The 23381-nt window shown below is 67.6% G+C and carries 24 protein-coding genes; 9 read left to right on the top strand and 15 right to left on the bottom strand.

Annotation, left to right across the window (positions count from 1 at the left end; genetic code table 11):
* The first annotated feature begins 156 nt into the window (after positions 1 to 156).
* Positions 157 to 2214: an ATP-binding protein gene (locus tag ABZ876_RS34740; protein WP_361789293.1), complete on the top strand. Its 2058-nt coding sequence runs from the start codon at positions 157 to 159 to the stop codon at positions 2212 to 2214.
* An 87-nt stretch (positions 2215 to 2301) separates the two neighbouring features.
* Entirely contained in the window at positions 2302 to 3642 is a 1341-nt protein-coding gene (locus ABZ876_RS34735) for an SUKH-4 family immunity protein (RefSeq protein WP_361789292.1), read from the top strand.
* Between the two features lie 52 nt (positions 3643 to 3694).
* On the opposite strand, the gene ABZ876_RS34730 is transcribed toward ABZ876_RS34735, so the two are convergent.
* Positions 3695 to 4123, bottom strand: a complete 429-nt coding sequence (locus ABZ876_RS34730) for a hypothetical protein (protein ID WP_361789290.1) — start codon at positions 4121 to 4123, stop codon at positions 3695 to 3697.
* Between the two features lie 111 nt (positions 4124 to 4234).
* Between ABZ876_RS34730 and ABZ876_RS34725 the strand changes: the two genes are divergently transcribed.
* From ABZ876_RS34725 to ABZ876_RS34715, 3 genes are all read left to right on the top strand, one after another.
* The gene (locus ABZ876_RS34725; protein WP_361789288.1) at positions 4235 to 4891 is read left to right on the top strand and encodes a hypothetical protein; all 657 of its coding nucleotides are present in this window, start codon (positions 4235 to 4237) and stop codon (positions 4889 to 4891) included.
* Positions 4892 to 5174: 283 nt separating this feature from the next.
* Positions 5175 to 5513, top strand: a complete 339-nt coding sequence (locus ABZ876_RS34720) for a hypothetical protein (RefSeq protein ID WP_361789286.1) — start codon at positions 5175 to 5177, stop codon at positions 5511 to 5513.
* Positions 5514 to 5780: 267 nt separating this feature from the next.
* Positions 5781 to 6437, top strand: a complete 657-nt coding sequence (locus tag ABZ876_RS34715) for a hypothetical protein (protein ID WP_361789284.1) — start codon at positions 5781 to 5783, stop codon at positions 6435 to 6437.
* 79 nt (positions 6438 to 6516) lie between these two features.
* On the opposite strand, the gene ABZ876_RS34710 is transcribed toward ABZ876_RS34715, so the two are convergent.
* The 3 genes from ABZ876_RS34710 to ABZ876_RS34700 form a co-directional block, all read right to left on the bottom strand.
* A complete protein-coding gene (locus ABZ876_RS34710) occupies positions 6517 to 6918 on the bottom strand; it encodes a hypothetical protein (protein ID WP_361789283.1) in 402 nt (133 codons plus the stop codon).
* Between the two features lie 115 nt (positions 6919 to 7033).
* Positions 7034 to 8185, bottom strand: coding sequence for a PE-PGRS family protein (locus tag ABZ876_RS34705; protein WP_361789281.1), 1152 nt, complete (start codon positions 8183 to 8185; stop codon positions 7034 to 7036).
* 24 nt (positions 8186 to 8209) lie between these two features.
* On the bottom strand, positions 8210 to 8530 hold the full coding sequence (locus tag ABZ876_RS34700) for a hypothetical protein (protein ID WP_361789279.1): 321 nt from the start codon (positions 8528 to 8530) through the stop codon (positions 8210 to 8212).
* Between the two features lie 192 nt (positions 8531 to 8722).
* Here ABZ876_RS34700 and ABZ876_RS34695 point away from each other — a divergent pair, with 192 nt between their 5' ends.
* Positions 8723 to 9241 (top strand): hypothetical protein, encoded by a 519-nt coding sequence (locus ABZ876_RS34695; RefSeq protein WP_361789277.1) that lies wholly within the window; start codon positions 8723 to 8725, stop codon positions 9239 to 9241.
* 29 nt (positions 9242 to 9270) lie between these two features.
* A complete protein-coding gene (locus ABZ876_RS34690) occupies positions 9271 to 9882 on the top strand; it encodes a hypothetical protein (RefSeq protein WP_361789275.1) in 612 nt (203 codons plus the stop codon).
* A gap of 197 nt (positions 9883 to 10079) precedes the next feature.
* Here ABZ876_RS34690 and ABZ876_RS34685 read toward each other — a convergent pair whose 3' ends face one another.
* The 11 genes from ABZ876_RS34685 to eccB all read right to left on the bottom strand — a co-directional run bounded on the left by ABZ876_RS34685 (position 10080) and on the right by eccB (position 20807).
* A complete protein-coding gene (locus tag ABZ876_RS34685) occupies positions 10080 to 10721 on the bottom strand; it encodes a hypothetical protein (RefSeq protein ID WP_361789273.1) in 642 nt (213 codons plus the stop codon).
* A 28-nt stretch (positions 10722 to 10749) separates the two neighbouring features.
* Complete coding sequence (locus ABZ876_RS34680) at positions 10750 to 11454, bottom strand: hypothetical protein (RefSeq protein ID WP_361789271.1); 705 nt, start codon at positions 11452 to 11454, stop codon at positions 10750 to 10752.
* A 34-nt stretch (positions 11455 to 11488) separates the two neighbouring features.
* A complete protein-coding gene (locus ABZ876_RS34675; protein ID WP_361789269.1) occupies positions 11489 to 12769 on the bottom strand; it encodes a putative T7SS-secreted protein in 1281 nt (426 codons plus the stop codon).
* A complete protein-coding gene (locus tag ABZ876_RS34670) occupies positions 12769 to 13095 on the bottom strand; it encodes a hypothetical protein (RefSeq protein WP_361789267.1) in 327 nt (108 codons plus the stop codon). Before ABZ876_RS34670 ends, ABZ876_RS34675 begins: the two co-directional genes overlap by 1 nt.
* A 287-nt stretch (positions 13096 to 13382) precedes the next feature.
* On the bottom strand, positions 13383 to 14666 hold the full coding sequence (mycP, locus tag ABZ876_RS34665) for a type VII secretion-associated serine protease mycosin (RefSeq protein ID WP_361789265.1): 1284 nt from the start codon (positions 14664 to 14666) through the stop codon (positions 13383 to 13385).
* Between the two features lie 121 nt (positions 14667 to 14787).
* Entirely contained in the window at positions 14788 to 16350 is a 1563-nt protein-coding gene (locus ABZ876_RS34660; protein ID WP_361789263.1) for a hypothetical protein, read from the bottom strand.
* Positions 16351 to 16391: 41 nt separating this feature from the next.
* Positions 16392 to 16742, bottom strand: a complete 351-nt coding sequence (locus tag ABZ876_RS34655; protein WP_361789261.1) for a hypothetical protein — start codon at positions 16740 to 16742, stop codon at positions 16392 to 16394.
* Positions 16743 to 16805: 63 nt separating this feature from the next.
* Positions 16806 to 18038, bottom strand: coding sequence for a type VII secretion-associated serine protease mycosin (mycP, locus tag ABZ876_RS34650; protein ID WP_361789259.1), 1233 nt, complete (start codon positions 18036 to 18038; stop codon positions 16806 to 16808).
* A 278-nt stretch (positions 18039 to 18316) separates the two neighbouring features.
* A complete protein-coding gene (locus ABZ876_RS34645; RefSeq protein ID WP_361789257.1) occupies positions 18317 to 18601 on the bottom strand; it encodes a WXG100 family type VII secretion target in 285 nt (94 codons plus the stop codon).
* Between the two features lie 82 nt (positions 18602 to 18683).
* Positions 18684 to 18995 carry a WXG100 family type VII secretion target gene (locus ABZ876_RS34640; RefSeq protein ID WP_361665786.1) on the bottom strand — a complete coding sequence of 104 codons (312 nt, stop codon included), beginning with the start codon at positions 18993 to 18995 and terminating at the stop codon, positions 18684 to 18686.
* Positions 18996 to 19202: 207 nt separating this feature from the next.
* The gene (eccB, locus tag ABZ876_RS34635; RefSeq protein WP_361789255.1) at positions 19203 to 20807 is read right to left on the bottom strand and encodes a type VII secretion protein EccB; all 1605 of its coding nucleotides are present in this window, start codon (positions 20805 to 20807) and stop codon (positions 19203 to 19205) included.
* Positions 20808 to 21159: 352 nt separating this feature from the next.
* Between eccB and eccE the strand changes: the two genes are divergently transcribed.
* Both eccE and ABZ876_RS34625 read left to right on the top strand, forming a co-directional pair.
* Positions 21160 to 22476: a type VII secretion protein EccE gene (gene eccE / locus ABZ876_RS34630; RefSeq protein WP_361789253.1), complete on the top strand. Its 1317-nt coding sequence runs from the start codon at positions 21160 to 21162 to the stop codon at positions 22474 to 22476.
* Positions 22476 to 23318 carry a hypothetical protein gene (locus tag ABZ876_RS34625; RefSeq protein WP_361789251.1) on the top strand — a complete coding sequence of 281 codons (843 nt, stop codon included), beginning with the start codon at positions 22476 to 22478 and terminating at the stop codon, positions 23316 to 23318. Before eccE ends, ABZ876_RS34625 begins: the two co-directional genes overlap by 1 nt.
* Positions 23319 to 23381 lie beyond the last annotated feature (63 nt).

Genomic DNA, 23381 nt, shown 5'->3' with positions numbered 1-23381 from the left:
CCTGGTCCCCGGCGGACGTTTCTCACAGCGCAGTCGAGCGACAGGGAGGTACCCCCTGATGCCCGGCCGCACGCCGCCGGCCCCTGCGATCGGCACCTAAGATCGATGTCGTACGCACATGCGACCGCAATGGCGGAGGACGGGGAACGGGGACCCATGACCGGCTCGACCGAGGACTACGCACCGCACCCCCACATAGGCGGCCGGACCGCAGCGTTGCGTGCGCTCGCCGCATGGCGCGCGGCCGCGCCCGGTGCACCGCGCGTGGTCGTGCTCACCGGCGGCTCCGGCAGCGGGCGTTCGCGACTGCTCACCGGCTTTCTGATGCTGTGCGAGCCGGAGTTCCGCAAGCGGCTGCCGCTGGATGCGATGGATCCGTCGACCGTGCCACCGGAACTGCCCGCCCCGGCAGTGCCGACCCCCGATGGACTGACCGCCGCGCAGGTGCTGTGGCTGCTCGCCGACCACTACGAACTGGACGCGACCAGCACGAAGGACGTGTTCGCCGAGATGGCCGCGCTCGACGAGCCGGTGACCGTCGTCGTGCCGGATGTCGACCGGGCCGGTCCGGTACGGGCCGCGGATGAGCCCGCCCGGCTCGTACGGGAGGTGCTCGCTCCCCTCGCCGCCACCGCGACGGTCCGGCTCCTGGCCGAGGTGCCGCGTCCGCTGGCCGCCGGGCTGGCCGCCGGTCTGCCGCCCGGCACCGTGCAGGTCATCGACCTCGACGCACCGGAATGGGCCGACCCCGAGGGCCTGGTGCTGCACGCCCAGGCCGCGCTCGACCCGGAGTTCGGTGCGCCTGAGCTGCCGTTCACTGTCGACCCCGCCGCCCGCCTGGCCCTGGCCGCGGCCATCGGCCGGCGAGCGGGAACGAGTCCGCTGGTCGTCCAACTCGCCGTGCAGGGCATCCTGATGGCGCCCGAAGGCTTCGACCCCGCGGATGAGAACCGGCTGCCGACCTCCGTCGGCGAGGCTCTCGATCTGCATGCCGGACGGCTCGGCGCCGACCCGCAGACGCTACGGCTGCTGCTGGCGCCGCTCGCCCTGGCCGAGGCCGACGGCATACCCGTCCACCTGTGGGGGCGGCTGGCGAGTGCGGTCGCCGGGCGGGATATGAGCGGGGCGATTGCGGGCGGGATGCTGCTCGCGGGACCTTTCGTGCAGCCTGTGGAGCAGCGGGAAGGGCGGGACGCGGAGCGTGGTACGGGCACGGGCGGGCGGGAGAACGGTCGGCCTACGCTGCTCCGGCTGCTGCACCCGGCTCTCGGTGACGAGATCCGCGCCGGTCTGCCGAACATCCGCGCCGCTCAGACGCAGATCGCGATGGCGCTGCTGGAGGCCGTGCCGGAGCAGGACTGGAGCAAGGCCGATCCCTACGTGCGCGACCACATCGCGGGTCACACCCTGGAGGCCGGTCTGCTGCCCCAACTCCTCACGGACCCGGGCCTGTTCGTGCACGCCGACCCGGTATCACTGCGCGCCGCCATCGAAGCCGTACCGGTGGAGACGCTCGGCGCACCAGCCCGTACGTATCTGCGTACGGCCCCCCTGCTGACCCGTACCCAGGCGTCCGCCCCGCTGCGCGCCGCCCTGCTGGAGACCGCGTTCGTCGAGGACGGCCTGCCCGAGTACGCCGATGCCCTGCACCGGCTCGCCTTCGAGCTGCCCTGGCGGACGCTGTGGAGTCTGCCCGTCGCCGGCGTGAGCGCCGTGACCGTCGGCAGTCTTCCCAGCCCGGAAGGTCCGGCCACTCCGGTCGCCGTCCTCGCCGTACCCGCCGACACACCCGGCGCTCGCCCGCTCGGAGAGACGGGGGAAACGGGGGAAGCGGATGCGACCGGGGAGGCTGGGGAAACGGCCGCGGAGACGGAACAAACCGGCGAGCCCGGGGACACACGCGGCTCCGCAGTACTGATCCACGGTCTCCTCCGGCCCGCTCCCGATTCCCTCGGCGACGCAGATCCCGCCCAGGTCCTGCGCCCGTCCGAGGACGAGCGGGCGGCCGCCCCGCTGGGGCTCAGCCGGGGCGCCGACTATCTGCGCGTCTGGGACCGGGCGAGCGGGGATGTCGTGGCCGCGCTGATCTCCGACACGCCGTTCACCGCCGCCGATCTCTCCCCCGACGGTGTCCTCCTTGTCGCCACCGAGCACGGGGCGAAGGCCCTCCTCATCCGTGCGGCGGCCTCGGCGATAGCCTCGAAAGCCTCATAGACACACGACGGACGTCCCCTCCCCCCTCCTCACTCCTCCCTCCCCCCTCCTGTCCTCCCCCTCGACCGACCTCGAAGGAGCCACCCCGTGACCAGCCAGGAGCAGGCGCTCGCCATCGCCGACCGTTGGCTCAACCCGGAAGGCTCGGCGGCGCCGCGCCGTGAGGTCGGGATGCAGGAGTTCGACCTGGGCTGGGTCGTGTGGCCCGCGCCCGCGGCCCCCGAGCAGGACCCGGTGACCGGGGAGCGCCGGCCGCCCGCCGAGGTCGGCGACGCGTGCGGGGTCGTCGACCGTCGTACCGGCGAGCTGACGGTCTGGCCGTCGGCGCCCGTCGAGGAGGTCGTACGGATGTACCAGCAGAAGCAGGGCGGCGGCACGCAGGGCGGGGCCCGGAGCGGCGCCCCGGCGGGGGGTGCCCGTCCGGTCACGGGCCCGGGCAACACCGCCGTCTTCACCTACACCGACCCGGCCAACGGGGAGGAGACCACCCTCTTCCGCACCTCGGGGCCGGGCCTGCCTCCCGCCGAGTACCAGGCGTGGGCCGAGCTGCGGCGCATGAACGTCCCCGAGAGCAGTGTCCTCGCGATCCACACCGACCTGCGGCCCAGCCTGCTCCCCGGCGGCTACACCGCCGAACTTCTCAACCAGTTCCGCAACGCACAGATGTCATGCACGCAGAACTACGGAACTCATGCCGAGGATCGCGCGGAGGGCATCGCCGCCCTGGTCGAGCAGGTCGAGGCCATGCACCGGATGGCCGGCCAGCAGCCGCCGCCCCGCCCGCACCGCCTTCCCGTTCCCGCGCAGGTGAGGCTCGCGGAGCCGATGCGTGACGTGGCCCTTGGTCGCCATCTCGTGGAGGTCTTCGGCGAGGAGGGCGTACGTCGCCACGACGCCGACGACGTCGCCGACAGTCCGCTGCCCGAAACCGCCAAGTCGACGCTCACCTGGGCAGGGCTCCCCGCCGACCTTCCGCTCTTCTTCACCGCCGACCGGCCCGACGCCCCTCCGGCCGGCGGCCTGTTCACCGATGTCGCCACCAATCTGCGCGAGCGGCGCAGCCCGGCCGCCGAGGAGAGGATCGGCGCCCTGGCCCACCTGGTGCGGATCGGGTTCGACGGGGTCGCGGTGGTCGCGGTGCAGTGCCTGCCCGGTACGACGGAACCGGACGGACTCGGCGCGGTGTGGGCCGTGGACCCGGTCACCGCCGCCGCCCGCTACATCAACGTGTCGGCGGCCGCCTTCGCCCGCTGCCTGGCGCTGCTCGCCACCACGCGGCAGCGGATGCGTGGCCTGGACCCGGTCGCGGCGGGAGCGGCGGTGGCGGCGTTGCAGGAGCAGCTCGCCGCCATCGATCCCTCCGCGCTGGGAAATCCCGACACATGGTGGTCGCTGATCGTCGAGCAGATGTGGCACGGGCTGTTCTGACCGTGGAGGCGCCGGGTGGGCCACCGCCCGCGCCACCGGTCGCCCTGCTTGCTCAGTACAGCGAGAACCCGCCGCTGTGCCGCCCCTGGCTCTTCTTCCTGGACTGCGCGGCCTCGTCTTCCGAGCTCCTCGGCTCGAAGGCCCCGGACGAGGAGTCACCGCTCGCCGGCGCCTCCCCGTGCCTGATCTGCTCGCGCTCCTCCTCGGAGAGCGTCTCCCACTGCCCACGCAGGGAGGCCATGCCCTCGCCCATGGCGCGTGCCACCGCGGGGTCGTCCAGGGCCTCGCGCAGGGCGAGGCGGCCGGAGAGCAGCCTCTTCGCCGCGTCCTGCATGTCCTTGCCGGCACCCTCGGTCTCGGACAGCCTGCGCAGGGCGGAGTTCAGAGAACGTATCTGCTCCGGTTCGAGCGCCTCGTCCAGTACACCGCGGTCCTGCGAAGAGCCGTGCGGGGTGGGTGAGTTCTCGGGTCGCCTGGTCATGTCGCTTCTCCTCGCTGCCCTCGTCTCTCGGACACCCGAAGTATCTCCCGTCGTGTACGGATGCCATGCTGAGCCCCCACCGGCCGAAGAGGAGAGAAGGACCTCATCGTCATGGCTCAGACGCAGGGCACAGGAAAAGGCGAAGGTGTCGACCGTTCCCTTGCCGGTCTCGTCGGCAGAGCCTTCGGCCGCCTCGGGCGGGCGGGGGGCCTGGTCTTCCTCCTCGCGGGCCTCGCTCTGAGCGGATGGGGCGCGTACGAGGGGGCGTACCTGGCGGGTTGGGCGGGCACGCACGGCACCCTGACCGTGAAGCAGTGCGAGGTGAGCTATCCGAACAACGCCTCCCGCAGCAGCCGCAAGAACCGGCGCCCCATCCGCTGTGAGGGCATCTTCGTGTCCGACGACGGCAAGGGCAAGGACGCGGGCGCCGCGGTGCAGGTCAGGCAGCGGTACACGCCGGGCACCGAACTGTCGGTGCAGCAGACCGACGCGCCCACGGCGGACTCCTCCGCGGACGGCGCCTACGTCCAGAGCGGTATGGACCGAGCCTGGCGCTTCTTCGCCGCCTTCTTCGGCGGCTGGGTCCTCACGGCCCTCGGAGCCTTCTGCCTCGCCACCGGATACGCACCGTTCGGCCAGAGCCGCATCTCGTTCGACGCGGCATGGGAGACGGCAGGGCGGGGAGTGACGCGTCCGATAGTGATCGGGATGCTGGGTGTGGGGCTCGTCGGGGCCGGGGTGTCGTTCCTGGTGGGCTACTTCGTCTGACCTGCCCCGTTGGCGACCCGACCGACGTCGAACGGATAGCCTGCACTGGTCAATTTCCAGTTGACCTCGGTCCGTTCAGTCAGCACGCAGTCAACCACGGGGTTTTTCAGGCATGTCGACGCCGCCACCGCAGCATCCGAATCAACCGCCGTACGGGCAGCCTCAGCAGCCGTACGGATACCAGCAGCATGCTCCGTACGGGAATCCACAGCAGCCGCAACAGCCGCATCCGCAGCCTCAGCGCGCTCCTCAGCGCCCGCTGCCGGGAGGCCGGTTGCGGGTCGTGAAGTCCATCGCCGTCGTCGTAGCGATCTGCGGTGGTCTGGCCTACTACGTCTGGGACTACAACACCAGCCCCACCGGTGGCAAGGCGAAGGCGGAGGCGTCGGCGTCCGCGTACGCCGAGGCTCACGACCCGGAAATCGGCGACTGCGTCAAGATCAAGGACCCCAAGGGCGAGCCGCTTCCGACGGTCGTCGACTGTGACTCTCGCGAGGCCGAGTACAAGTTGGGGGAGATGGTCCCCGGCAAGAACATGGAATGCGGGTCGAAGTACGACTACGGCATTCAGTACCACAACGGGCAGAAGTTCAACTACACGTTGTGCTTCACCAAGGTCTGAGCTTCGGGTCGTCTCTTCTTCCGGCCGCCACTCGCAAGAGCGGGCGGCGGCCGACTCCCGGCCGCCAGCTCACCTGTAGAGCGTTCCGCGCGAGTGCTCGGCGACCGAATCACCGACGACCGCGCTCACGCATACGTGACGCCTCAGACACCGGCCGCGTCACCTCCGGCAAGGGGCACGACTGTGCTGGCGCCCGGCTGAGCCGGCGCCCGGCTGAGCCGGCGCCCGGCCTGCTGGGGCGTCACGACGTTTCCTAGACTTCACCGCATGTCGTTCTCCGGCGAACTCTCCCCCTCCCCCACCGCCACCGTCGTACCCACCGGTCAGCGAGCCGCGCGGCGGATGATCCCCCTCGGCATCGTCCTGACGGTGATCAGTGTCCTCCTCCTGTTCGGCGGCATAGCGGTGACCGCCGGGCTAGGGGATGGTGAGCCGAACCCCAAGGGGATCGGGGGAATCGTCATCGGGCTGTTCATGGGCTTCATCAGCGTCACCAGCCTGATGACCACCTGGGTGGCTCGGCGGTCCAGCGTGAGCGTGGACCGGAGGGGGTTGTGGGTCAGCAACGGCAAGGCTCAGAACGTCATCCCTTGGCAGAGTCTCGCCGGGGTCGGGGTGTACTGGAGCAAGGTGGGCAAGGGCCGTGTGAAGACATACTCCATCGAGCTATGCCCCAACGCTCCCATCGACCGCGACGACCCGATCCTGTGGCCCCTGGTCCGCGACGAGGAGCCACTGCAACCCGCCCTTCCCCGGCTGCGTTACCGCCTGCCGGTCCCCGCGAGTTCCCGGGTGGCGCTGGTCACGGCGATCCAGCGGCAGGTCCCCCGGTTGTGGCTCGGTGAGATCGAGCGTGAGGCCGGCTACATGGGCGTACCGGACCGCAAGGGGCACCGGGAGCGCACACAAGGATCCCCGCGCTGAAGAAGCGAGGCCACCCGACGGGTGCGGGGAGCAACCTCACCACGGCAGCCCCCACCGCACACAGACAGGCAGGACGTAGTCACCTTCGCGTCTCGGCGCCGAGCGGTCGCCCTCCCCTGCCTGAGACGCCGACCGGCGCGTCCCGCTCGGCACGTTCGCGCTCCAGCTCCGCTCGCTGCCGCGCGTCCCAGTCCGCGAACCGGGCCTTGGACTGCCGGCGTTCCGCGTACGTCTGGTCGTCGGCGGCCCGGCGGATCCCATCGAGCCGCTGATAGACGGCCTCGGTATAGCGCGGGTCCTGGAAGGCGTCCTTGACGTCGACGCGGCCGCTCAGCACCGCACGCGCCATGTCGCGCAGGTCGATATCGAGCGATGACGCGTCGGCGATGGCGCGCAGGGAGCGGTGCAGCCGCAGGGCCTGTTCGGGGTCCTGGGCGACGCCCATGAGTTCCTCGTACGGGATCTCCCGGTCCGCGGTCATGGGTCCGGCACGTCCTTCCTGTCGACGGTGAGAGCGGTGAATGCCGTGAAGGCCGTGAAGGCGGGAATAGCGGGAAACGCAGTCAGAGCGGTAGACCCGGTGAGAGGCGGCGGCGTCATCCGAACTCGCTTCGAGCCCACTCCTGCGCGCCCCCCGAGGAGCCGGAGGAACCGGCGGAGCCGGTGTCGGCCGTGGAGGCAGTGGCCGCCGCCCTGTTGGACGCCTGCGCGGTGCGCGAGGAGCCGAAATCCGCCGCGGAGACGGCATCCCCGGCGTCGTCGGACCCGCCCGTCGCACGGTCGCCGTGTCCGGCCAGCGTGTCAACACCCCGCTGTGCGCGATCACCGATCGCCCCGGTGACCTTCTCCGTCGCGCTGCCCACGGCGTTGTCCACGTGCCCCGACACGTCCGTGTAGTCGGCGAATGCCGATCCCTCGCCCCCGGTGACCTCATTCTTGAGGCCGTCCACGTACTCGCCGGCCGCCGTCTTGGCGACGTCCGCCGTCTCCGAGAGGTCAATGCCGGACCGCGCGTCGAAGTAGGTCTCGATGCTCTGCCGGCCCATGTTCTGCGCCATTCCGATGGCGACCTCTTTGGCCTTGTCCTTGGCGGCGTCGACAACCCGCTCCTGGACGAACTGCTTGGCCTGCTCCTTGATCTGGTCTTTGGCGAACTGCTTCACCTTCTCCTTGGTGACCTTCTCGAGCTGCTCCTTGGCGATCTTTTTGAGGGCGTCCATGGAGGCATGCTCCATGGCCTTGGTGATCGCCTCCATGACCTCCTTCTTGAGCTTTTCCAGCAGCTCCCGGACGACCACCCGCGCTGCCTGCGTCGCACCCAGCGCGCCGATCTCGGACAGTCCGAAGGTGAAGGGGGCCGACGCCTGCGCCGCGATGATCTCCACGGCCAGAGCGACGAGCTGCGCGATCACGGCGAGCTTCGCCGTGAGTACGGCCACCGCGGCCGCGTCGAAGGCGAGAGCGATAACTTCGCACGCGGTCCTGGCGTCCGGGATGTATCTGTCCTCGCCGTTCACGCCGGTATAGGCGCCCCAGGCCTTGCTGAAGCCGTCGATGGCCGAGCCGATGTTGCCGGCGATGACGGTGCCGGCGAAGCGTTCGCCCTGCGCCTGGATCTCTTCGAGTTCCGCACCGAAATTCCGCCAGGTCTCGGCGACCTCGTGAAGTGCTTCTTCGTCGACCTCGGGCCAGGAGTAGCCGAGGAGATCGAGCACCCAGACAAGCTCGCTGGGCAGTGTAAGCGACATGCCAATAGCCCCGTTTTTTTACAGTTAGCGGGAAATCCCGTTCATCAGCCCGTTGTTCGACGCGTCCACTCCGTCGTAGTTACGTGCCATGTCCTGCAAGTTGTGCCCGATCTGCTGGAGCCGTTCCGCAAGGCTCCCCATCGACGTCAGGATTCCATCGCGAATCGGCGTGTAGACCTGGCCGAAGACCTCCCCGAAGTCCGCGTCCTCCCATGGCTCCCCAAGCCCCTCGAGAGTGTCCGCAAGCCTCTTGGAGGCGTTCGAGAAATCACCCCCGAGGTCCACGAAGTTTCCGCCCTGCTTGCGGAGCACAGCAGTGTCCACATCGAAGGTTTCGAACTCCATTGCCTTCCCCCGTAGTTCACTCGCCGTAGTTCATATAGGACGACAGACCGATACCCTAGACTCCTCGCGCACGACCCAGCGAATCCGCCGGTCAAGAGATCGTCAAGTCTTCCAGGGGGACGACCAGCAGTGGTGACAGCACAGCCGCGTTACGGCAGCACAGGGAGCCTGTGGGCGGGAAGACTCCTCGGATTGGGACTGCTCCTCCTGGCAGCGGTCGCCGCCGCGGTGACCATTCCGGAACTGCGCAGCGAACTCGCCGGCGAGGGCATCGATGGAACCCTCACGGTTTCTTCATGCGAAACACACACGAAGACCCGCTACGGCACGCACAGGCGCACCACGGAACTGAAGTTCAGCTGCACCGGAACGTGGACCGCACAACACGGTGAGGCCACCTACCAAGACGTCGTGGTGCAAACGTCATCCCGTTTTGAAACCGGGGTGAAGGTCCCCGTGGTGCATGTGGACGATACCTTCGAGCAGCCGCAGGACCGGGACCCCGGACGCGACGCCGGGATTCTCGCGCTCTGCCTCTCCTTGACAGCATTCAGCGTCTACTGCCTCCTCACGGGCTTCGGCGTTCGCAATGGCCCCGGCTTCGCGGTCTCTTGGCAGCGTCTGCCGGCTCCCACCGTCACCGGCCCCCTCCTGGGCGGAATTTTCGTCCTGGGCATCCTGGCAGCGCTCGTTTGCGCACTCGCCCTGTGACGCCCGCATTCCATTCTGAGGAACACTCAATGACCCAAGTACACGGGAACACCGCGGCGAACTCCGCCGCGCCGGGAGGGCAGGCCGGCCTCGGCCGCCTCATCGGCGCAGGCCTGATCCTCGTAAGTATCGTGCTCCTGGCCCTCGGCGCCTTCCTCGGTCCCTATCGCTACGGCTCCTCCACACCGGGCAAGCTCACCGTCCAGACCTGCACCGTCGACTACAAGTACCGCTCCAGCACGTCGAGCAGTTCACGGAAGCGGACCAAGACCAGGTGGTGCTACGGCACCTTCACCGCCGACGACGGCAGCGCCAAGAACCTCAACGCCGAGCTCAGGAGCGACGCCCTGTACCCTCGCGGCCACGTCCTCGAGGCCCGCAAGTCCGGCGACACCTCCTACCAGCAGGACCACGGCTGGGTCGGCGCCATCGCAGTCGGCTGCGCGTGGTGGTTCGCCGCCCTGATCCCTCTCGCCATCGGCCTCCTCGGCACCGCCACCGGCTTCGCCTTCGGCGGCACCTCCGACGTCCACCGTGCCAGGCAGGAGGCGAGCCAGGGCCTGCTCCGCACCGTCTACGTACTCACCGCGGTGGGCGTGATCGGCTTCGCCATCAGCCTGCTGGTGGTGTTCTTCGCATGACGGAAGCCCCGGCGCGTCTTCACGTAAACGAGGGAGCGCCGGGGCCGACGTGCTCGCCACGGCACTGTCGCCGCACGACAGGCTGACCCTGCTACGAGATCTCAAGGGACGCCAGCACGAGAGCTCCAAGCACTTGTGCGTGCAGAGCCAATACTTGCCAAACGGACTGGATGAAGCGACGACGGGGCCCCTGTCAGCTACCCGCGCAGCAGAATCGGCTTCCGCCAATTACGCCTGTTGATGCCTGCCTGCTCCGCTCGCGCGATACGTTCCGGTCCGGCCTCCTCCCGCCTGGGGGCCAGCTTGTCCCAATCCGCAGGATTCAAGAACAGCATCGCATTGCTACCCGGCACGACCATCACCCCACCGAAAGCAAGGTCCCCTGCGACCCACACCCCGTTCTCCGTGCCCTCCGGCCAACGGCGACGACCGGCGGCATTGATCGCTTTCATCAATGGAGCCCCGTGCTCGCCCCGCGTAGAGATCTTGACCTCAAAAACAGTGCCGTACTCGGTCCAGAGCGAACTCTTCTTAACCACGCGTGTATGAAATTGAAGAGGGTAGTGGAGCAGCACCTTCCGACATTGGGCCAGTCGGACGCCGGCCCAAAGACGGTAAGCCGTAAGGATCAGCAAGAACATTGCAGGGATGACGGGCAGCACTAGGAACAAGCTGTTCGGGGCGCCCGCCCCGTAAAGAGCCATCGGCACCGCAATCAGGACCGCGATAACGACTATTCGCACAGCAAGAAGCTTGACCAAGGCGATGTAATTCTGCTTCATCACCTGCTCGACATGCACGGCCTCGGGCGTGGCAGTTCCCGGTGGACTCTCCGACATCTCATCTCCTTCCGGTTCTGGTGTTCAACTAACCGAAGTCATTCCAGATAGCATCGGCAGCCCCAGAATCCGGAATGACGCTGCCGCTGGCTGCGGAATCCATAAGCGCGGGATCGGTGAACGACAGAGTGTGCGCGACGCCGAGCAGTACGTCCCGATAGGAATCAGCGAGATCCACTGCGGATGTCACCAACTGCACCACAGCGATGTCGCGTGTGCCTGGGCCGGTCACCGCAACTGTCCCCTGCCAGACCGTACCCTCCGGGGGCGTGTCACTACCCTCGGGCGGCACGCCCGGTGCGGGCGCGCATCGCCTCTTCTCCGCGAGGAAGCCCGTTCCACACGGCAGCTCCAGCGGCCGCATGCCTTCGTCCGGCCGGTCGGCGGCGGTTCCCGCCAGACTGGCGAGTACGAGCTTGGCGTTGACAGCGGTTACCGGGAAGGTTGAGACGGTAAGCACGGAGGATGTGAATCCCTCACCCTCGGCCGGGTGCAGGCCCATTGCGCACCCCAGCACGTTCTGCGCGTTCAGCAGACCCACGACGCCTGTGTAGAACCGCACGACGCGTTCCGCGCGGTCGCGCAAGTCGTCCGGCAGACTGAGTATCTGCTTGATCAGTTCCACGACCCGTTCGACGGGCGGGTCGAGGTCCAGCTGTAGATAGCCGTGCGGGAGTCCGTACCAGAGGACGGGCTTCGGCTGGGTCCCTGCCTCGGTGAAGACATCAGTCACTGTGCGATCAGCCCTTCAGGCGCTGCGATTTTCTCTACACCCATCCCAACAGCCCCGCAATGTCGTGCAGCGTGGCAGCAGCCTTCGTGCTTTCTGCGGTGTTGTGTTCGGCGCCGTCATCGGAAACCAGTCCCAAGCTCTCCGCAGAGGACACCAGATTCGCCGCGACATTCAGACCGCTGGCGCTGATCGCACCCATCAGCTTGCCCGAACCACCGGCGCTTTCCCCTGCAAGACGCCACGCCTCGGCGGTTTCGTCTGCGGCACTCTTCGAGAAGGCGGGGACAATCTCCCTGGCGAAGGCGCCAACCTTCTCGGTGTTTGACACAGCTACGCCCATTCTGCCCGCCATGCTCACACCCTCGGCCACTTCCCTCGCCGCCATCCCCAGGGCCTGTCCTCCCGGGATCATGCCGACTGTGTCACCGGCAACGGAGGCCCATGCGGAGAACATGTCCATACCGCTCCCGCCGCCGAACAAGTCGCTTCTGAACTTCGGATCGGCCAAGTTCTTGGACATGGACGCCGCACTCGCCACCGCCGCGATGCCGGCCAACAGCGGAGTCAGCGGCGTAGGGAAGAGCGCCAGCAGACCGGCGATGGCACCGATCGTTCCCGCATGTTCCAGCAGGAAATCACCAGTTGCCTTGATGCCTTCCCAAATGGCGTCGACGGCCTTGCTCAGCCAACCCGGCTCCTTCGGTGCCAGTTTGTCCGTGGCATCGTCGAGTGACTTGGCGATCGTCTCGGCGTTGTCGGCGTGTGTGGTCTCCAGCGTCTGTGCCTTGGCAATGATGTCGTCGTACTCGCCGTTCGCCTTGTTCAGCGCGATGGTCGCTTCGTTGAGGCTGCGCTCAGCCGCACGCAGCCGCGCCGTCGCCGCGTCCGCCTCTTCCTGAGTGGGGAACTGCTGGCCGGCGAGCTTGAGGTCCGGGTGCTGCTCGGCCTGAGCGTGACGTTCCTTGGCCGATGCGATCGCGGTCTTCTTCTCGGCCGCCGCATCATCGTACTTCCTTGCCAAGTCGCGATTGGACGTTAGACAGCCGTCCCAGCTACCGAGTTGCGCGGACGCCTTTTCCAGGGAGCGGGCAGCATTCTTGATGTAGGTCGGAAGCTCACCATCGATCGCCTCGCGGAAGGCCTTCGCCGCATCACCTTCCCAGTAGCTGCTCTCGCCGATCAGCTTCTCGAGCTGTGTGTGGCAGCTACGCAGCGCGGTGGCGGCGGAAGCGACCTTTTGCCTCAGCGCGTTGACTTCACTGGGTATGCCGGGTACAGGGTTCCAGCCGAGGTTGGGGTAGGGATTCGCCGCCATTACTTCGCGCTTCCCCCACCTGAAGTGGCCTGATCTGCAATGTGCTTGAAGGCCTTCTCCAAGGCTTCCTCGACCTCTTCGTAGCTCTTCTTGTTGGACTTCACGCCTTCACTGACGGCGTCGATCATCTGCTTGGTCTGCTCGGATCCGTACTTCCAGCGTGCCTGGAATCCGTCGCACGCCTCATCCAGACGCTTGGTGCCGATCTGGTCCGCACGAACATGAGCCAACGCCGAACGTGCCTCATTCAGATCCCTGACGCAGCCCTCCAGAGTTTTGAGGAACTGCCCCAACTGATCCGTATCCGTTTTGAAATGGTCCCCCATGAAGCGGCTCCTATCCTGGTTTCGGGTATGCCGAACAGACCATGCATGGAGGCATACAAGCCTCGGAGAATCTCTCTGACCGACCCAATCCGGACAAGATTCGATCACATAAGTTGATGGCGGCAAGGATGAGTGATGGCGGCCCATGTCAGGGACATCAGAAAGCACACCATTCACATACACTTTGAATAGTCCGCAATACGCGATCGGCCAGATAGTGAATGACTCAGCCCGTCCAACGTGGACTGGGCGCACTGAACAATCTGATCGAGAGCTGGACCAGGTTCCTACTGCCCCTGCTGCGGTGGTTGCTGAGTGTAAGCGCTGGGGTGCTGCTGGGACTGGTACGGCTGTTGGGCAGGCGGGTACGTGGGGTGCTGGGGCGGGTAGCCCGTGCCCTGAGGGGGGATTCCGCCGCCGGAGCCAGAACCGTTGCTACGGCTGTTGCGGCGGCTGCGGATGAGCGCGAAAGCTACGGCTGCGATGACCACGACGGCTGCGATTCCGGCGGTGAGGAAGACGCTTCCGGAAGAGGAACTCTTCTTGTTGCTGGCCTGATTCGCGCTGTCGCTGCCCTTGGAGGCGGTTCCGGAGTTCGTGGACGTTGAGGACGATCCCTGGGCGAGGGGGCCCTCCTTGGGGCCGGCGGGGATGTCCATAGTCAGCGCCTTGTACGGGCGGATGATGCCGTATCCGTACTCCTCGTCGGGTGCCTTCTTGACGTCGTGGTTGAGGAAGGTTGCCGACTTGATCAGACGGTTGATGACCTGGCCTGCGGTGAGGTTGGGGTATTTGGCGCGGATCAGGGCTGCTGTGGCGGAGACGTAAGCGGTTGCGTCTGACGTACCCGTTCCCGCCGAATAGCCACTGGACTCGCTGGGGTCCGCTTCGACAATATTCACACCGGGAGCGGTGAGTGTCACTCCTGTGCCATAGTTCGAATTCTCCCAGACCTTCAAAGACTGGTCAACTGCGCCTACAGCTACGACCCCTGGCAGCTTCGCAGGGTAGGGCAATTGCGCGATTCCGTCATTTCCAGTGCCGGCTACAACAACAACGTCGTGCTGTTGTGCATACTTGATCGCTTCAGCGCCCTCAGAGTCAGGATTGGCAAGAGAATCGATAAATGACAGGTTGATTACGTCTGCACCCTGATCAACTGCGTATCGGATTCCATCCGCCCACTGATCATCGTTGAAATCTTCATCAACGGCAGCCTTGATTGGAAGGATCTTGGCCCTCGGCGCTAGGCCGATCACGCCTGATGAACTGTTCACCCCATGCCCGTGACCCGCGATGAGGCTAGCCATGCCGGTACCATGACCATTGCTGTCATCTTGTGGATTCTCCCCCTTACCGGTGACGTCTTTCCCCCTTAGGACCTGGCCAACCAAATCAGGATGGTTACCGTCCACTCCAGTGTCGACGACCGCAACAGTGACGCCCTGTCCCTTTGACTCCGACCAGACTTTCTCGAAGTTCATAACGTCAATGACCCACTGCTTGTCGCGGATGTAGTCCGCTGAGGCAGTGGGGGCTGAAGTGAGGAGCAAGGCTCCTGTCAGCGCCACGACTCCTGTCGCGGACCAGACTCGCTTGACACGCATTTCCTTGCTCCTCACTCACTAAGGCTGGTTGCGCCAGCCCTCATAGCAGCGGACCGGGCCACCTCGGCCCGGTTCGCCTGCCTGACTACTCGATGGTCCGCGGTACGTTGCGGTTGCGGTCCTCTTCCGAGATCCAGGTCTCTTCGTCCTCGACAAGGTAGTCGGGACGCTCGCCGCGGCTGTTCTCCTCTTCGGAACGTCGGCCGTTGCGGCCGCCCATACCTCCTGCCATGGCACCTCGCTGAGTTCCACCGCGGCTGCCGTGTAGACCCGCACCGCCACCGGCACCCTTGGTGGCTCCCTTAGCCGCGCCGATCACACCGCCACGGGCCCTCGCAAGGGCGCCACGGCCGCCAAGGCCGGCACCACCTCGACCCGCCGCGCCACCTCCAGCGCCCATGCCGCCCATGCCGGACCGACCTCCGGCACCGCGACCTGCTGCCGTGCCGCCGCCAGCCAGGCCACTGCGACCGCCCGGAAGGCCAAGGCCGCCGCGCGGCAGGCTGGATGCTCCGCCAGTACTCAAAATGTCCGGAGTCTGAGTTCCAGCTGCGCGGATACCGCCGCCACCGCCACCGTCGCCGAACCCTCGAGTTCCTGGGCCGGTTCCGGGCGTCGGGAGAGGAGCGATGTCGTCAACCTTCGTCTTAGCGGTCGGAAGCTGCGATCCTCCGTGGATACCGCCGTCTCGAGGAGCCGGGAGGCCTCCCGAGATGCCCCGATTGCTGGGAGCTGTGGGAGCTGGCTTGATGCTGGTCGTCGGGCCAGCACTCCACGGCTTATTGCCCCCACGCGCTGCGCCGGGGCCTCCGCCCGATGCAACGGGGGGTGAGACCGGTGGAGGCATCGTCACGTTGTTGTTCGGAGGTTCGACACCCTCTCTGTCGTTAATCGGCTTGGCGTTCTTGAGGTTCTGCGAATAAACCTTGTAGTTGGCCGCCAGCTCCTCCATAACAGCAACCGCCTGCAGCTGCCGTTCCTTGGTGAGTGACAGGTTCTTCTCGTTCGCCTTGGCGGCCGTGTCCGCGCTGACGCCTGCGGCGAGGTCCTTCCTCATCTGGGAGTCGTCGCGGCCGTCGTCGTTCAGCTTGTCGCTCGCGCGCTCGGCGAGGGAGGGTTCCTTGATCTCCTCCATCTTCGCCTTGGAGGCGTCGAGGTCCTTGCTGATCGCGAGGAGCTGCTCCGCCATGAAGTTGGCGTGCGCGGACCCGTTGCGGATCTGGACGCCGATGTGGTCCGCCTTGCGTCGGAAGGCGTCGGCCGCTTGGCCTTCCCAGTGTTCGAGGACGTTGTCGACCGCCGTCTGGAGCAGCCCGGCAATGCTGCCCTTGGCCGACTGCGTGTCGACGCCACCGGTCTTGCCGTCACCGTCGCCGCCGGAGAGGATCTCGTGGACCTTCTTCCAGTGACCACCGACCTCCGCGATCTTGCCGGGGTGAGAGTCCAGGATCATCTGGCGCAGGCCGTTGATCGAGTAGGACATGAAGTCCGTCTTGAGGCCCGTGGGACGTCCGCCCTGGCCCTGGTGTGCGACCTTGTCGGACTCGATGAGGCGGTCGTGGTCCTTCTTGTGTTCCTCCTTCCTTTCCTTCTCCTGGTGCTCGGCGTACTGCTTGCTGGCCTCGTAGTCCCCTCTAGCGTCGGCCACGGCCAACTCCCCTCGTCAGTGCTATTTCCGGAAAATGACCACTACGCCAGCTGGTTCTTCTTGGAGCCACCCGAGTCGCCCCCCACGCTTCGCTTGATCTCGTGTTCCTTGTCGTTGTACTTGTCTCGGACCTTCGAGGTCTTCGTGCTGAAGTCGTCTATCAACTCGTGAAGCTGCTTGATGATGCCTTCGATCTTGGTCTTCATGTCGCCCTGAGCCCCGTGCAGGTCCCTGGCCTCCGTGAAATAGCAAGACTGGCCGAAGGCGTCCATCGGAATCTCCGTGTCGTACTTCGACGTGGTGCCGGCCTTGTCCATGTCGTCCAGCAGCGCCCAGAGCTTGCGGATGACCTCATCCAGCGCACTCAGATCGACCCGCATTCCGTCGCTCATACCCCGTTGTCCTCTCCCCTGTTTTCCAAGTTCTCGGCACCGGCTCGGTGCTCAAGTCGTCGTCTAGCCCGGCAGTCCGGTCCGTCCGGGCCGTGCGGCCTGTCTGCTTCGCCAGTCCCTCACAGCCATGCCGCTGCCCGCGATCACGAGCACCAGCAGCAGGCCCACGCCCAGGACGTACACGGCGATCCGGCGTTGCCGGTCCGTCTCGCTTTCGCCCATCGTCACGGACATCGGGACGACTCCTCCCGACCTGGCCGCCATGGGCGGGTCCGGTTGGGGCGCGTTGCCCGGCGTGGAGTCGTCCGACAGGGCGGCGACCGGGTCGACGACGCCCCAGCCGATGAAACGGTTGGGGCCGCGGCCCGGGCGCCCGGCGGTTTCCTCGATGCGGGTGGTGAGCTGGGCCGCCGTCCAGTTCGGGTGCTTCTCCTTGAGCAGAGCCGCGATGCCCGCGACGTAGGGGGCCGCGAAGCTCGTGCCGTCGGCCGTGCACTGGCCGCCCTTCGGGACGGTGGAGACCATGTCGACGCCCGGTGCCGCGACGTCCACGAAGTCGCCCGCCTGTGAGAAGTAGGCGCGTTCGTCGTTGCGGTCGGAGGCCGCCACCGCCAGGACGCCCGGGTACGAGGCGGGGTAGGTCTTGGCCGATGCACCGTCGGCTCCGTCGTTGCCGGCCGCCGCCACGATCAGGGCGCCCGACCGTACGGCCGCCGCCACGGCGTTCCGCAGTTCCGTGTTGTCCTGCTTGTTCGCGGTGTCCGAGGAGATGTTGATGATCTTCGCGCCCTTGGCCACCGCGGCGCCGATCGCACGCGACATGGTCCGCGAGTCGCCCTGCTTGTCCTGCCCGCCCGCGTAGCGGAAGGACAGGATCTTGGCGTCGGGTGCGAGGCCCTCGAAACCGGTGCCCTTCAGCGGGCGGGCCGCGATGATGCCCGCGACTCGGGTGCCGTGCCCCTCGAGGTCCTGGGTGCCGTGCGTGGAGCCGACGAAGTCGCCGCCGCCGGGGGCCATGGCGCCCCTGAGCTGGAGGTTGGAGTCGTCGACGCCGGTGTCGATCACCGCGACCGTGACTCCCTTGCCCGTCGCCTGTGCGTGCATCTGGTCCAGGAGGATCCGCTGGAGCGACCAGGGCGTGGGCTTGATGACGCCGCCGCCGAAGACGCACTCGGTGCTGGCCGACAGGCCGAATCCGGGGCGGCCGGAGTCGCTGAGACGCGTCGGCACCCCCGGGTCGGCCAGTGCGGGCGCCGGCGGGGCCGATGCGAGGCAGATTCCCGTGACTGCGAGCACGCCGAAGGCCCACCGCAGTGTGCGGGTTCCACTGTCGCGGCTACGCGTGCGGGCTGTCAGGCCCCCCATGTTCAGGCCCCCAGGGCTTGCTTGCTTCCTACGAAGCTGGGTCATGTCGGTGTGTGAAGATGCGCCAGCACATGTGAGGGTGCGTCAGCGTTTGTGAAGGTTTGCGTTCTCTACTGTGCGCGACCCCGGACACGGGGTCGGCCCAGCGGACGCCGCGGCGTCGGCTGGGCCGATTGTCCTCATGTCGTGTCCCTCGGGCCGCCGACGGCTCAGCCCCAGGTCGAGGCGTTGCTCTTCTCCGTGGCCTGGTAGTTCTCGGCCGCACTCTGGAGCGCCGTGGAGATCTTCAGAAGGGTCGCGTGCAGGTCCGCGGCGGTCGTGTCCCACTCACGCTGCTTGCGCTGGTAGCCCTCCTGCGCCTCACCTTCCCAGGTGCTGGCGACACGCTTGACCGCGGCCTCGAGGTCGTCGAGCTGCTGCTTGATGCGGCCGGCGGTGCTGCGCACATCCGTGGACGCGTTGGTGATGGTTGCGTAATTGACGAGGATCGACATCGCGTTCCTTTTCAGGGAGAGTCGAAGGAAATCGGTGGAAAGCAGTGGGAAGTGCTGAGAACTTGGGTCCGAAGCGGCCGGATCAGCCGAAGTCGGACATGATCTTGCTGATCTCCGAGTTCTGCTGCTCTTCCGACGCGGAGTAGTTGCTCCGCGTGGAGTCCACGGCTTCCTTGATGTCGTTGAGGATGTCGCTCATCCTCTTCGCGTCCGCGTTCCAGCGCTCCTGCAACTGGCGGTAGGACTGGGCCGCCTGGCCCTGCCAGCCGCCCGCGATCTGGTCGATCACACCGTTGAGACGGCGGATCTCTCCCTGGATCTGACCGTTCGCGGTGCTGATGTCGCCGGAGAGCTTGGTCAGTTCGTCTTCTGTTACCCGGAACTGGCCGGCCATGATGAACCTTCCCCCATGTCGTCGTTGATCCGGGAAACCTGCCAGGTGCCCGGAAAAGCTTCGCAGCTTTGAGTGCTGCAAACACTCTATCGTCAGCCTGTCACTCATCCACAGACAAGGCCAATCAGTTACACGGCTCACACACTTGAGCGATGACCCTGTGATGGTACGCCGTCAAGTCGGGTCGCCGAGACGCCTGTTGGGCGCTCACTGGGCCTGCGGCTGTGCCGCGCTGCCGGTGTCCAAAGTGGGTCCCTTGGGGATGAAGGTCGCCCAAGACTGCGGTACTACCGCGGGGTTGGAGACCTTCTCGTAGCCGAGCCGCGTGCGCGCCTTGTCCGTTTCGCTCGGCCCGTCGGACGAGGACGACGACGATGAGGAGGAGGCAGAGGAAGAGGTCGCGGACGATGACGCTGCGGCGCTGTCGTTGTTCGACGGCAGCGAGTAGCGCAGGCCGGTGTCGGTCAGCAGGTACGTGGCACCGCCGCCCTGCGCCGTACCGGTGACCTCCTGGAAGAGCAGTCCGGAGCCGGACGAGACATAGGCGCTCATCGAGTCGGCGATGACCTTCTTGGGGTACGTCGTTCCGGCCCAGGCGGCGAGTTGCGGCTTCCTGTCCCCGCCGATGGCGCCCTTGTAGACGCTGCACGAGGTGGTGCGGGCCTCCTCGCCGCCGGAGGCCGCCGGGTTGGCCTGCCGCGGAACGCTCTGGGGCCAGCCCTTGTCCGCGTAGAAGTTGTCGGCCTGGCCGCCGTTGGCGGCGATGATGTCCGGGGTGCTGACCTTGATGTCGGTGACCCCGCCGGTGCCGTAGGCCAGTCTGGCGGAGGGCGAGCTCTTCAGCAGGTTGGCCACGAAGGGTGTGATGGTGGCCACCCGGTCACGGAGCACGACGTAGTACTGAGTGCCCTGCGCGTCTTCGGCCTTGAGCACCCGGCCCACCGTCTGCGCCTCCTGGGGCAGGCCCTTGACCGATGTCGCCTGGCCGGCGGACGGAACCGTCGGGAAGGTGATGACGCCGCCTTCGTTGAGCGTGTGCAGCCACTGCTGGCTCACCGGCTGCGGCCGGGCCGCGGTGCCGATGACGGCGGCGCGCAGCTGCTCCATGGTGGTGTTGTCCAGGCCCGAGGGCCCGCCCAGCTGGAAGGCGTTGCCCTTGCCGTCCACCAGGTACTCGCGTGAGGTCTTGGAGTCGACCACGTACAGGGCCTCATGGGCGTCGACCTTCCCGCTGTTCTCCAGTGTCTTCGCGTCGCCCGTGTCGAGGACGAAGACGGCGCGGCCGATGGCGCCGTCCGATCCCGGGGCGGGCCGCTCGCACACCGCCCAGGTCTTCGCCTTCTCCGCGTCCTCCTTCGCGGGCAGCCGGTCGGGCGCGTAGGGGATGCCGAGGGTCGCGCCGTGCGGGATCCCGCTCTTGTCGATCTCCTTGCCGGGCACCTCGATGACGTTGCCCTTGCCCTTGTCGAGGAGCAGCTTGGCGGAGGCGTAGTTGAGGACGGGGTGCAGTGTCGCGGTCGCCTTGCCGTTCGCGGCCTTGTCGTTGAGGACGACGTAGCGTGTCGTGGAGTCGCTGTCGACGATGATGTACTCGCCGGGGGTGTCCCAGCCCTTCGGCGCCGACGGCTTGATCACACCCCAGGCGATGAAGCCCACCACCAGCACGACTCCCATCGCCAGGCTGGGCATCACCGTCTGCATGGCGCGCGGTGCGCCTTCGTCGGAGCCTCCCGGCGATGGTGCCAGGAACGCCGCGACGGTGCGCTTGCGAGCGAACGTGTAGGCGGCGAGCTCGTCCCGACGCTTTGCCATGGTCCCCAGGTCTCCCGTTTTGTGATGCTCCGTGTGCTCGAAAGGCCGCTCCGGCCGAGCAGGCCCTTACTATCGCACTGCGCAGTGGTGCGACGGTTCATCAGGTGGAGGGCTGCTGCCGCATCTTCACAGAGCCTCACACAGCGCTCCACCACGCGGGGCCGGTCCATGACAGGCTGGCCACCTGGGGTTCCGGTGTCCCGTGTGTCGCCCGGCGTTCGGCAGCGGGTACCGTGAGGCCCGCGCATGGACGAGGTGGGCCATCGGTGCCCCTGGCCCGTCGCCGGGATCTCCGACAGAGGATCTCGGCCCGACGAACGGCCACAATTTCGCGAAAGGGATGTCCCGGGGGATGACCAGCGCTACGAGCACGCGGCGCAGAGACCGCGCACAGCAGCAACAGGGCGGTCCGGACCGCAGACGCGTGCCGGCTCCGGCCCCCGCCGTCGCGTCGCCGCGTACGCTGCCCAGCCCGGGCGGTATGGGCCCGCTGCGCCTGCCGCAGCTCGTTCTGATGGAGCTCGCGGCGGCGATCATGCTGGTCGCCTGGGCCACCGACGCCGCCTGGCTGCTGGCCCCGGCCGGTGCGGTGGCGGCGCTGCTGCTGCTCCTCGCCGTTCTGCGCCGGGGCCACCGGCCGCTGCCCGAGTGGTACGAGACGACACGCGCGCTGCGGCGCCGCAGGCGTGAGGCCAAGGTGCCCGTCCCGCCCGGGACGGACCCGCTGCTGGCCCCGACCGTGGAGTGCGACCCGGCCCTGCGGACGTACCGCTTCGTGTCCCGTGACGACCGCTCGATCGGCATGATCGGTGACGGCACCTTCCTGACCACCGTGCTCTTCGTGCAGCCGGGAGACCAGCCGCTGCGTCCCGAGTCCGCCGGGCGTGGGCTGCCGCTCCAGCTGATCCACGACGCCCTGGAGGTCGACGGGATCCGTCTGGCGTCCGCTCAGATCGTGCAGCACACGCAGCCGGCACCCGCGCCGCATCTGCCGCCGCAGTCGGTCGCCGTGCGGTCGTACGGCCCACTCCAGGCGCAGGCCGGCTCTCCCGCGCTGCGGCTCACCTGGGTCGCCCTCAAACTCGACCCGGAGCTGTGCCCGGAGGCGGTACAGGCCCGGGGCGACGGCGTTCCCGGGGCGCAGCGCGCCCTGCTGCGCGTGGCGGACCAGTTGGTGAGCCGGCTGGCCGGGGCCGGTTTCAAGGCGACCATCCTGGACGAGAGCGAGCTGGTTCAGGCGCTCGCGACGTCCAGCTGTCTGAACCCGCGGGCCAATGCGCAGCACGCCCAGGACGGGCGTCCGGCCCAGCGGCGTACGGTCGAGTCGGTACGGAGCTGGCGGGTCGACGACCGGTGGCACACCACGTACTGGCTCTCCCGCTGGCCGCAGTTGGGTGACAGCGGTGTGGCGCTGCCCGAACTGGTCACACGGCTCACCTCGCTCCCGGTGCTCGCCACCACGTTCAGTGTGACCCTGGGCAGGGCCGGCAACCGGGGTGTCTCCCTCGCCGGGCACCTTCGTATCACCGCCCGCGGCGACAGCGAACTCGGCCAGGTGGGACGGGAGTTGGAGCGGGCCGCGAGCACCGCGAAGGTCGGGCTGGTACGCCTCGACCGGGAGCAGGTCCCCGGAGCCCTCGCCACTTTGCCGCTCGGAGGTACGTACTGATGTCCCACCCCACCACGGTCACGGACCCGGGGCAGCACGGACGGGCCGCCGGGCGCACGCCGGCGCACGTTGCCTCGCCCACCGACACCGGGATGATTCCCGTCGTCCGGGAGCCGGAGACGCCGCAGGAGCAGCGGCGCATCTTCAGCCCGGGTTTCGGGCTGCGCGGGCCGCGCCGGAACCGGCATGTGGTCACCGTCGACGAGCTCGCGGCGATCAGCATGCCGATCGGTGACGACGGCGTGATCATCGGTACGGACCCGGAATCGCAGCCCGCCGTGCTCGGCCTGTCCCGTCCCACTCCCTTCGACGTCGTCCTCGTGGGCGGTCTCTGGCTCGCCCAGGTGCTGGCGCTGCGCGCCGCCGCGACGGGCGCGCGCGTGGGCGTGGAGACCGGCCGTCCGCAGGCCTGGCAGCAGTTGGCGCAGGCGGCGGGCGGCGGTCAGCAGTGTGTGACGGTCTATCCGGTGGGACGGGTGCCCGCTCAGGGCCCCTCCGTCTCCAGCCCGGTGGTGCTGATCCGGGACTGCGGCGTCCGCCCGCCGCGCGGGCGGGTGACCTCCCTGCCGTGGCAGGCCGTGGTGACGGTGCTGCCCTTCGTCAGCGAGCACGCGCCCCGCTGGCTGGCTCAGGCCCAACTGGTCGGAATTCAGCGCATCTCGCCCCAGGAGACCGAAATCGTTCGCGACACCCTGGGCATCCCGGACGAGCATCTCCAGCTGCTGCCGACTCTTTACGACGGCGTCGCCCTGTGGTGCACCCGCAAGCACCGCAAGTTCGTCATGACCGAACCCACCGACGCGGAGACGGGCCTTCTCGGCGCGGCCCGCCGTATGGACTGACGCCACGTCGTCTCGGGACGCACGGCGCCGGCCGGCGGCCCCCCACGGCCACTTTTCCCTCCC

Source organism: Streptomyces sp. NPDC046931 (assembly GCF_040644655.1).
Lineage (GTDB): Bacteria > Actinomycetota > Actinomycetes > Streptomycetales > Streptomycetaceae > Streptomyces.
Note: the sequence above shows the minus strand (reverse complement) of the source record. Positions and strands in the feature narration are given on the sequence as shown.

Bases quoted from the DNA above. Each gene is read 5' to 3' on its own strand.
- ABZ876_RS34740 (WP_361789293.1), top strand. From the start codon at position 157: ATGACCGGCTCGACCGAGGACTACGCACCGCACCCCCACATAGGCGGC.
- ABZ876_RS34730 (WP_361789290.1), bottom strand. From the start codon at position 4,123: ATGACCAGGCGACCCGAGAACTCACCCACCCCGCACGGCTCTTCGCAG.
- ABZ876_RS34725 (WP_361789288.1), top strand. From the start codon at position 4,235: ATGGCTCAGACGCAGGGCACAGGAAAAGGCGAAGGTGTCGACCGTTCC.
- ABZ876_RS34715 (WP_361789284.1), top strand. From the start codon at position 5,781: ATGTCGTTCTCCGGCGAACTCTCCCCCTCCCCCACCGCCACCGTCGTA.
- ABZ876_RS34710 (WP_361789283.1), bottom strand. From the start codon at position 6,918: ATGACCGCGGACCGGGAGATCCCGTACGAGGAACTCATGGGCGTCGCC.
- ABZ876_RS34705 (WP_361789281.1), bottom strand. From the start codon at position 8,185: ATGTCGCTTACACTGCCCAGCGAGCTTGTCTGGGTGCTCGATCTCCTC.
- ABZ876_RS34700 (WP_361789279.1), bottom strand. From the start codon at position 8,530: ATGGAGTTCGAAACCTTCGATGTGGACACTGCTGTGCTCCGCAAGCAG.
- ABZ876_RS34690 (WP_361789275.1), top strand. From the start codon at position 9,271: ATGACCCAAGTACACGGGAACACCGCGGCGAACTCCGCCGCGCCGGGA.
- ABZ876_RS34685 (WP_361789273.1), bottom strand. From the start codon at position 10,721: ATGTCGGAGAGTCCACCGGGAACTGCCACGCCCGAGGCCGTGCATGTC.
- ABZ876_RS34675 (WP_361789269.1), bottom strand. From the start codon at position 12,769: ATGGCGGCGAATCCCTACCCCAACCTCGGCTGGAACCCTGTACCCGGC.
- ABZ876_RS34670 (WP_361789267.1), bottom strand. From the start codon at position 13,095: ATGGGGGACCATTTCAAAACGGATACGGATCAGTTGGGGCAGTTCCTC.
- ABZ876_RS34655 (WP_361789261.1), bottom strand. From the start codon at position 16,742: ATGAGCGACGGAATGCGGGTCGATCTGAGTGCGCTGGATGAGGTCATC.
- ABZ876_RS34645 (WP_361789257.1), bottom strand. From the start codon at position 18,601: ATGTCGATCCTCGTCAATTACGCAACCATCACCAACGCGTCCACGGAT.
- ABZ876_RS34640 (WP_361665786.1), bottom strand. From the start codon at position 18,995: ATGGCCGGCCAGTTCCGGGTAACAGAAGACGAACTGACCAAGCTCTCC.
- eccB (WP_361789255.1), bottom strand. From the start codon at position 20,807: ATGGCAAAGCGTCGGGACGAGCTCGCCGCCTACACGTTCGCTCGCAAG.
- eccE (WP_361789253.1), top strand. From the start codon at position 21,160: ATGACCAGCGCTACGAGCACGCGGCGCAGAGACCGCGCACAGCAGCAA.
- ABZ876_RS34625 (WP_361789251.1), top strand. From the start codon at position 22,476: ATGTCCCACCCCACCACGGTCACGGACCCGGGGCAGCACGGACGGGCC.